General features: G+C 71.9%; 8 protein-coding genes and 1 tRNA gene. 4 read left to right on the top strand and 5 right to left on the bottom strand.

What is annotated here, in order from left to right; translation table 11 throughout:
• Positions 1-1,083 (top strand): acyl-CoA dehydrogenase family protein (locus FHS22_RS34985; RefSeq protein ID WP_184948495.1); only part of this gene is annotated, 1,083 nt, incomplete at its 5' end.
• 161 nt (positions 1,084-1,244) lie between these two features.
• Here the strand turns inward: FHS22_RS34985 and FHS22_RS34980 are convergent.
• A complete protein-coding gene (locus tag FHS22_RS34980; protein WP_184948494.1) occupies positions 1,245-1,838 on the bottom strand; it encodes a TetR/AcrR family transcriptional regulator in 594 nt (197 codons plus the stop codon).
• Between the two features lie 204 nt (positions 1,839-2,042).
• On the opposite strand from FHS22_RS34980, the gene FHS22_RS34975 reads away from it, so the two are divergent.
• The gene (locus FHS22_RS34975; RefSeq protein WP_338048097.1) at positions 2,043-2,798 is read left to right on the top strand and encodes an NERD domain-containing protein; all 756 of its coding nucleotides are present in this window, start codon (positions 2,043-2,045) and stop codon (positions 2,796-2,798) included.
• A gap of 73 nt (positions 2,799-2,871) precedes the next feature.
• Here the strand turns inward: FHS22_RS34975 and FHS22_RS34970 are convergent, their stop codons facing one another.
• Both FHS22_RS34970 and FHS22_RS34965 read right to left on the bottom strand, forming a co-directional pair.
• Complete coding sequence (locus FHS22_RS34970; protein WP_338048096.1) at positions 2,872-4,299, bottom strand: vWA domain-containing protein; 1,428 nt, start codon at positions 4,297-4,299, stop codon at positions 2,872-2,874.
• 46 nt (positions 4,300-4,345) lie between these two features.
• Positions 4,346-5,197 (bottom strand): AAA family ATPase, encoded by an 852-nt coding sequence (locus FHS22_RS34965; RefSeq protein WP_184948492.1) that lies wholly within the window; start codon positions 5,195-5,197, stop codon positions 4,346-4,348.
• A 101-nt stretch (positions 5,198-5,298) separates the two neighbouring features.
• Here FHS22_RS34965 and FHS22_RS34960 point away from each other — a divergent pair.
• Positions 5,299-5,372: transfer RNA gene (locus tag FHS22_RS34960), tRNA-Lys, on the top strand.
• A gap of 54 nt (positions 5,373-5,426) precedes the next feature.
• Here FHS22_RS34960 and FHS22_RS34955 read toward each other — a convergent pair.
• Positions 5,427-6,710 carry a hypothetical protein gene (locus FHS22_RS34955; RefSeq protein ID WP_184948491.1) on the bottom strand — a complete coding sequence of 428 codons (1,284 nt, stop codon included), beginning with the start codon at positions 6,708-6,710 and terminating at the stop codon, positions 5,427-5,429.
• 158 nt (positions 6,711-6,868) lie between these two features.
• Positions 6,869-7,594, bottom strand: a complete 726-nt coding sequence (locus FHS22_RS34950) for an SIR2 family NAD-dependent protein deacylase (RefSeq protein ID WP_184948490.1) — start codon at positions 7,592-7,594, stop codon at positions 6,869-6,871.
• A 315-nt stretch (positions 7,595-7,909) separates the two neighbouring features.
• On the opposite strand from FHS22_RS34950, the gene FHS22_RS34945 reads away from it, so the two are divergent.
• A partial coding sequence (locus tag FHS22_RS34945; protein WP_221474513.1) for a methyl-accepting chemotaxis protein occupies positions 7,910-8,613 on the top strand: 704 nt, incomplete at its 3' end.

The raw sequence follows: 8,613 nt of genomic DNA, 5'->3' as shown, positions 1-8,613 counted from the left end.
ACACTGCTGTACACCGAGGTCGAGGAGGAGCTCAGGGCCTCCGTGCGGGACCTGCTCGCCGACCGGTGCGGGCCGGACGCCGTGCTGAAGCGGGCCGAGTCCGCCGCGCCGTACGACCTGGAGTTGTGGAAGACGCTGGCCCACCAGATCGGGGTGGCCGGGCTGCTGGTGCCGGAGGAGTACGGCGGGGCGGGGGCGACGGCGCGCGAGGCCGCGGTGGTGCTGGAGGAGCTGGGGCGCGCGGTCGCGCCGGTGCCGTTCTTCACCAGCGCGGTGCTGGCCACGAAGGCGCTGCTGGCGGCGGGTGACGGGGAGCTGGTGCAGGAGCTGGCCTCCGGTGACGTCACGGCGGCGCTGGTGGTCCCGCTGGCCGCTTCGCCGTACCGGCCGCTGCCGGAGACCGTGACGGCCGGCGAGGACGGCACGCTGAGCGGCGAGGTGCGCGCGGTGGCGGGCGCCGACGCGGCGAGCGTGCTGCTCGTCCCGGTGGGCGCGGAGCTCTACCGGGTCGCGGCCGGGGACGCCGGAGTCGAGGTCGTGCCCTCGCTGGACCTGACCCGGCCGATCGCGACGGTCTCCTTCGCGGGGGCGCCCGCCGTGCGGGTCGGGCGGTTCGACGCGCGCGAGGTGCTCTCGTTCGGGGCCGGGCTGCTCGCGTCGGAGCAGCTCGGTGTGGCCGAGTGGTGCCTGGACACGACGCTGGCCTACATCAAGGAGCGGCACCAGTTCGCCCGCCCGGTCGGGTCCTTCCAGGCGATCAAGCACCGGATGGCCGACCTCTGGCTCGACGTGGTCCGCGCCCGCGCGGCCGCCCGCGGCGCCGCCGATCTGCTGGCGGCAGGCGGGGCAGGCGCCTCGGGGGACGCCGGGCTGGCTGCGGCGGTGGCCGCCTCGTGGTGCTCGGAGGTGGCGCTGCACGTCGCCGAGGAGAGCGTGCAGCTGCACGGGGGCATCGGCATGACGTGGGAGCACCCGGTGCACCTGTACCTCAAGCGGGCCAAGGCGTCGGAGATCGCGCTGGGCACGCCGGGCGCGCACCGCGAGGCCGTGGCGGAGCTGGCCGACCTGCCCGGCCCCGCCTGACCGCCGGAGGCCGTACGGCGTGCGGCGTCCTGACGGCCCCGGGAGGCGTTCCCGGGGCCGTCACGGGTCCGGGCGTCATGGGTCCGGGGCCGTCGCGGGTTCCGGGGCCGGCGGGGCCTTCCGGAGCCGTGCGGGCCCGCCGCTCCGGCCGGGCGGCGGGGCTACTCCTTCTCAGCCGGGCGCAGCGAGTGGAGCAGCAGGTCGGCGAAGTGGGCGCCCAGCTCGGTGCCGGAGAGCGGCCCTTCCGGGCTGTACCAGGTGCCGAGGTGGTGCACCGAGCCGAAGAAGAAGTCGACCACGATGTCGGCGGGGACGTCGGCGCGGAAGACGCCCTCGCGCTGGCCCTCGGTGACCAGGCCGCGGAAGCGCTCGTGGTAGACGCGGCGCTCGGCGCGCACGACCTTGCGGGTGTCGGGCGCGAGCAGGTGCATCGAACGGAAGAAGATCTTGGAGTCGTCCAGGTTCTCGGCCGAGGTGCGTACGACGTCGGCGGCGGCGGCGTGCAGCCGCTCGGCGACCGGCCCCCCGGCGCCGGCGAAGTGGTTGAGCCGCTCCATCTGCATGCGCAGGAGCCGGGCGTAGATCTCGTGGAGGAGATCGTCCTTGGAGTCGAAGTAGTGGTACATGGCGCCCTTGGTGACGCCCGCGGCCGTTACGATCTCCTGCACCGAGGTGCTCTCGAAGCCCCGCTCGGCGAACAGGCGGGTGGCCTCGCTGAGCAGGCGCTGCCGCACCGGCTCCTGGTCCTGGGTCATCGCTCCCCCTCGTGTGGTGGGGACAAGCATACCGACTGGTCGGTTAGAACGGTTCCAGATGGCCGGGGCGTGTTATTTCCATCACTTTTCCATGTTGGAGCCCCCGGTTGGGTATGAGATGACCGAGGATCTCCAGCGTCGCAGATTCGTCTCCCTCCCACCACCGAGCCTCGGGGGTTCGCTGTGCCTGGCGGATCGATCTACGTGCCGCAGACCGACCGGCTTCACGGGCTGTCGCCGCAGGTGATGTACGAGCAGTTCTGGCGCAAGGAGGCCAAGGAGCGCTGGAAGATGCGCGGCCTCAAGGCGGCGGCCGGCCTGGCCGCGGGCGTCGCGCTGGGCTACCGGTTCGCATGGCCGCCGGTGCTGTCCGGGATCGTGCTCGGGCTGCTGGTCGGCGCCGCCGACGCGGCCGCCGCCTGGTGGTCCTACCGCTCGACCGCGGTCTGGCGGGGCAGGCGCCGGGGCGAGACCATCACCGCCAGGCTGCTCCGGCGCAGGCTCGGCAGGCGCGGCTACCAGGTCCTCGGCGGGCGGGCCGTGCCCGGCCAGGCCTCGGTCGACCACCTGGTCATCGGCCCCGGCGGCGTCTGGATCGTGGACAACGAGTCCTGGGACCCCGACACCGAGATCGCCACGTACGGCGGGCGGCTGTTCCTGGGCGAGAAGTACGGCTCGAAGGAGGCCGCCGCGCTCGTCGGGGTCGCCGGCGCGCTGGCCGAGGTGCTCGGCCGCGAGTCGGGCATCCCCGTGACGATCGAGCCGCTGATCGCCGTGCACTGCGGCAGGCTGGTGCACGCCAGGGACCGGCGGCGCACGGTCACCGCCGAGGGGGTCACCCTGCTGCGGCCCCGCCACGCTGCCTCCTGGATCCTGGGCGCCCCGCGCCAGGAGCTCGACGAGAGCCAGGTCGAGGTCCTCACCCGTACGGCGGCCCGCGTCCTGCGCCGGATGGGCTGACCGGAGGGGCCGCGACCGGCGGGCCGTCCGGCCGGGCGACGGCCCGAGGGGCGCCGGGGAGCCGGCGCCTCCGTCAGGCGAGGTCTTCGATGAAGGCGGCGAGCTGGGCGACGTTCCGGCACTCGTACATCGGCACGACCGACCCGTAGGCCGTCGCCACCGAGTCCCCGCTGTCCCACTGGTTCACCGGCTCCGGGTTGAGCCAGTAGGAGTGCCGGGCCTCGCGGCTCAGCCGCTTCAGCGTCTCCAGCGCGGGCGGCTGGTAGTTGGAGCGGGCGTCGCCCAGGATCAGCAGCGAGGTCTTCGGCCCGACGGCGTCGCCGTACCGTTCGGCGAACCGCTCGAACGCGTGGCCGTAGTTGGTCCGGCCGAACCGCACCATGTCGGCCTCCTTCGTCAGCCGGGTCATCGCCTCGGCCACGTCGGCGCCCGGCACGAAGAAGCGGGTGATCTCGTCCACGGTGTCCACGAAGCCGAACGCGCGGACCTTGGTGAACTGCTCGCGCAGCGCGTAGGTCAGCAGCAGCGTGAAGTGCGCGAAGGAGGCGACCGAGTCGCTGGTGTCGCAGAGCACGACCAGTTCGGGCTTGTGCGGGCGGCGCGGCTTGTTGAAGGTGCTCAGCGGGACGCCGCCGGTGGACAGCGAGGCCCGCACGGTGCGCCGGAAGTCCAGCCGGCCCCGGTGGCCGAGCCGGTGCTTGACGGTCAGCCGGGCCGCCAGGCGGCGGGCGAGCGGGTGGACCTCCCGGCGCAGCCTGGCCAGGTCGGCCCGGGTGATCCGGAGGAAGTCGAGCTGCTCCAGCGGGGGCCGCACGGCCGACCGCGCGATCTTCTCGATCCCGGACTCCTCGGCGATGCGCCGCCGGACGTCGGTGGAGACGGCCTCCCCGAACCTCTCGATGTTGCGGGTGATCCGCTCCCGCGCGACCTTCTCCGCCAGGCCGCCGCGCTCCCGCCCGGCGAGGACCTCGGCGAGCAGGCGGGCCATGAGCGTCTCGGGGGACAGGGCCCGCATGACCGGGAAGGAGAACCAGTTCTGCCTGCCGGGCCCGGCGGGCTGGCGGCCGAACCGCTCCACCATCGCGCGGGCGAAGGCGTTCAGCTCGCCGGCGGCGTCCCCGGTGCCCGCCAGCAGCTCCGCGAGCCGGTCCCGGAGCTCGGGGAGGGCGGCGGTCTGCGGATCGAGGTCCTCGGCGGCGGGGCGGGAGCCGTAGCGGCCGGTGGTGGAGGCGGGGAACCACAGGTCGAAGAGGGTGTCGAAGCCCGGCCGGTGCGAGGGGCGCTTGACCAGCGTGGCGGCGTAGGCGGCGCGCAGCGACTCCCGCTCGGCCAGGTCGATCACCTCCAGCGCCCGCGCCGCGTCCAGGCCCTCCGCCAGCGAGACGGGCAGCCCCGCCTCGCGCAGCGCGTGCACGAAGCCGACGTGCCGGTCCAGCAGGTGGGCGCCGGAGGTCTCCGCCGGGCCGCCGGTGGTGCCCGCGGGAACGGCTCGCCCGCTCACGCCGTCTCCCCTCCGGTCCCCGGGCCCGCCTCTTCCGCCCGGGGGCTCACAGGCCGAGCTCCTTGCGGGCGCGGGCCTGGTCGAAGACGTGCTTGAGCACCACGCCGAGGGTGGAGCCGGTCGTCTCCTCGTCCAGCTCGGTCCGGCCCAGCGCGAGCAGGGTGTTGGCCCAGTCGATCGTCTCGGCGATCGAGGGGGCCTTCTTCAGCTCCAGCGTGCGCAGCGTCGCGACGGTCCGGGCGAGCTGCTCGGCCAGGGCGGCCTCGATCCGGGGCACCTGGGCCAGCACGATGTCCCGCTCGCGCTCCGGAGCCGGGTACTCCAGGTGCAGGTAGAGGCAGCGCCGCTTGAGGGCCTCCGAGAGCTCGCGGGTCGCGTTGGAGGTCAGCACCACGTACGGCGTCCGCGCGGCGGTGATCGTGCCCAGCTCGGGGATGGTGACCTGGTAGTCGGAGAGGATCTCCAGCAGCAGCCCCTCCACCTCGACGTCGGCCTTGTCGGTCTCGTCGATCAGCAGGACCGTGGGCGTCTCGGCGCGGATCGCGGCCAGCAGCGGCCGCTCCAGGAGGAACTCCTCGGTGAAGATGTCGTCGTGGGTGGCGTCCCAGTCCTGGCCGTTCCCGGCCTGGATGCGCAGGAGCTGCTTCTTGTAGTTCCACTCGTACAGCGCACGGGCCTCGTCCAGCCCCTCGTAGCACTGCAGCCGGATGAGCTGCGCCCCGGTCGCCGCGGCCACGGCCTTGGCGAGCTGGGTCTTGCCCACGCCCGCCGGGCCCTCGGCGAGCAGCGGCTTGCCGAGTGCGGCGGCGAGGAAGACCGAGGTCGCGATGGCGTCGTCGGCGAGGTAGTCCACGGCGGCGAGCCGCTCACGGACGTCGGCGGGCGAGGCGAACCACATGTGTGCTCCCGGAGCAGAACCGAATGTTGTTCTAGCTTAGCGGGTCGAACCCGCTGATTTCGAAGCACGTCCGGAAGTGCGCTATCCTTCAAGGGCTTCACGCGCCGCTAGCTCAGTTGGTTAGAGCAGCTGACTCTTAATCAGCGGGTCCGGGGTTCGAGTCCCTGGCGGCGCACCGCGGCGAAGGCCCGGACCGGCACGGCCGGTCCGGGCCTTCGTGGTTCCGGCTTCAGAGCAACTCCTCCAGCCTGCGCTGCGCTGCGCTCGCGTACCCGCCGTTCAGGTAGAGGGCGTAGGCCTGCAGGCTGAACCGGTGGCCGAAGCGCGCCGTCGCCTTGTCGAACAGGTTCTTCAGCCTGCCGAGGAAGTAGGCCTCGCACAGGTCGCTCTCGGTGAGGACCCCGTGGTCGATCAGCGCCTTGACCCCGTCGTGCTGGGGGCCGTACTGGTCTTCCGTCCTGACCACCTTGACCCGCTCACCTGCCGCGGTGAACAGGGCGCGGGTGAAGTACTCCGTGACGCCCTCGTTGAACCCGAAGCCCAGGATCTTGTGCACCCCAGGGTGTGAGAGCCGGTGGATGGCCTCGTGGTGCTCGACGCCGATGCCGAGCTGGTCCCGCTGGATGAAGATGTGGTCGCCGAAACGCACGCCTGGCGTGTCCGCGCCGACGTTGAAGAGACCTTGGTCCTCCTTGCGTGCCATGTCCACGTCGTGGTCGTCGGCGGGCATGGCCCGCCGCACGAAGACGGCGCCCATCTGGTCGGCGGTCGTGTAGTGCAGGTGCTCCTCCTTGAGCCACTCGTCCTGCGGAACGTACGGGGTGAGGATCGACGGGGCCGCCGTGAACGCCCGCCTGACCTCGGCCGCCGTGATCGTGTTGGCCAGCCCCTGCCTCCCGGCCTCGGTGTTGTGTTCCGTCACGACCCCGCCGAGGCGGTCGGGGTTGATCAGGACGGAGGCATCGCCGACCGTGAGCGCCACGGTGAACGGGGACAGCTGCGGCTCGTCGGGGATCTTCCTGCCGCCGAGCCTGCAGGGATAGGTTCCTGCCTCCACGTTGACGAAACGCCTGGTGTCCGGGTTGAACCCCTGCATGGGCACGTCCAGGGTGACCGTCTTGGGAGTGCCGTCCTCGTTCTGGTACAGGGCGCGCTTCTTCTGCCAGAACTCCTCGAGCATCTCGAGCTCCAGCTGGTGGTGCTTCCTGATCGCGGACGCGGTCGCCTCGTAGGCCGGGTCGCCGAGGCAGGAGCGCTGCACCCACACCTCGGTCAGGCTGCTCTGCAGGCCGAGCACGTAGTGCGTCCGGTCCGGTCCCTCCAGCCACTGGTCGGGGTCGACCTCGAGGAACGCTTGTTTGACCACGGTGCCGGTGAGGCTCGACCAGACCGGGCCGAGAGTGCCCTCCTCTGCCGTCTCGAAGGCCGGTAACGGCCTCCGGTCCTGGGTTGTGCCGGCCTCGTCCTGTCCCGGGTAAGCGGGATTGGCGATCCAGCCGTTCTCGAAGCCCATGGCGAAATCCTTCGGGGAAGGGGTGGAAAACCTTGAGTATGTGCTTTTTGGCGCGTTCCATCCACCCCTTGGGGGGCCCGGATTCGCATGGGCGCGTTGCCGGGGAGGAACTCGGGCGGACCTTCCGGCGGGGCCCGCCCGCAGCCGATCGGAGCGGGTCAGTGCTCCGCGGTGAGCCGGGCGAGGAGGCGGGGGACGGCGAGGCCGATGGGGTCGTGGATCACCTCGGCCGCCAGGTCGTCGTAGGGGGTGGGCTCGCCGTTGACGATGACGAGGCGGGCACCGGACTCCGCGGCGAGCCGGGCGAGCGAGGCCGCCGGCTGCACCTGGAGGGAGGTGCCGATCGCGACGAACACCTCGCACCGCTCGGCCGCCCTGATCGCCTCGGCCGTGGTCTCCTGGGGGAGGGCCTCGCCGAACATGACGGTCGTGGTCTTGAGGATCCCGCCGCACTCCGGGCAGGCCGGGTCCGGCTCGCCCGCGTCGATCCGGTCCAGGGCCTCGCGGAGCGTGGAGCGGGCGGCGCAGCCGGTGCAGGCGACGCCGAACATGTTGCCGTGCAGCTCCAGCACCCGGCGGGGGTCGGAGCCGGCCTTCTGGTGGAGCCCGTCGACGTTCTGGGTGATGATCCGGTCGAGCTTGCCGGCCTTCTCCAGCTCGACCAGGGCCAGGTGGGCGGGGTTGGGGCCGGCGCCCCAGGCGGGGCTGTCGCGGCGGAACAGCCAGGAGCGGCGGCGGACGTCCGGGTCGGCCAGGTAGTGGTCGATGGTGACGAGCTTCTGGTAGCCGGGGTCGGCGCGCCAGAGCCCGGCGGGGCCGCGGTAGTCGGGGATGCCGGACTCGGTGGAGATGCCCGCGCCGGTCAAGACGGTGATCGCGCTCACGGTGGACCTCTTCGGTGGGTCGTGCGGGAGGAGGGCGGCGGGCCGTGCCGCCGGGAGGTGGAGGGGCAGGACCTCTATGAGGCGCTGAAGATATCACAATATTGCCGTGAATCAAGTACACGAACGCCGTGTTCCGCTGAGCCGCCGAACCGGAGGTGTGGGACAGGCCACCGGTTTCCCTTGTCTCCTCGGCGGGGGTGCCGAAAAGAAGAGAAAACCGCCAGTCGGCGGGTTCTCTTCCGTTTAGAGGAAAACGATATGTCTCGTTTCAGGGATCTCGGGGTTGGAAAACGGCTTGGCCTCTCCTTCCTCATCGTGACGATGCTGGTCATCATCACCGTGCTCGCCGGTCGTTCGGGTATGGAGAGCCAGGACGACATCTCCATGCGGATGGACCGGCTCGAGCAGGCCGAGGACGACGTCCAGGCGCTCACCTACTACGCCGCGGACATCACGGGCTGGCAGGGACTGGTGGTGGCCGACGCCGGAGCCTTCGGCGGCAAGACGGCCATCGGGCCCAAGGGGTACAACCGCGAGGGCGAGCTGGAGAGCAAGAAGGCGCTCTACGAGGCGATCGACGCCACCCACGTCGAGTACCTGACCGAGGCCGAGCGGGCGCAGTTCGACAAGCTCAGGCCCGCCTGGGACGAGTTCTTCGTGTGGGATGAGAAGATCATGGAGTTGATCGCCCTGGACACGCCGGAGGCCCGGGCCGAGGCGATGAACAGCATCAACGGCGGTGAGGCGGCCTCCGCCTACTCCGAGAGCCTGGAGATCACCGCGGCTCTGACCGACTCGCTCGCCAAGCGCGTCGCCGCGCTCAAGCAGGAGGCGGCCGAGGTCAAGAGCGACAGCGAGAGGATCCTGTTCGGCGCGCTGATCGCGGTGGTGTTCGTGGCCGCGGGCCTGAGCACGGTCGCGACGCGGTCGGTGGTGCGTCCGCTGGGCACCGTGGTGGCCGCGCTGGGCCGGCTGGCCCGCGGCGACCTGACCGTGCGCCTGGCCATGAACCGCCGCGA

It is taken from the genome of Thiemannella venezuelensis (genome assembly GCF_014203605.1).
Lineage (GTDB): Bacteria > Actinomycetota > Actinomycetes > Streptosporangiales > Streptosporangiaceae > Planomonospora_A > Planomonospora_A venezuelensis.
This window is presented reverse-complemented; position numbering and strand designations above follow the sequence as displayed.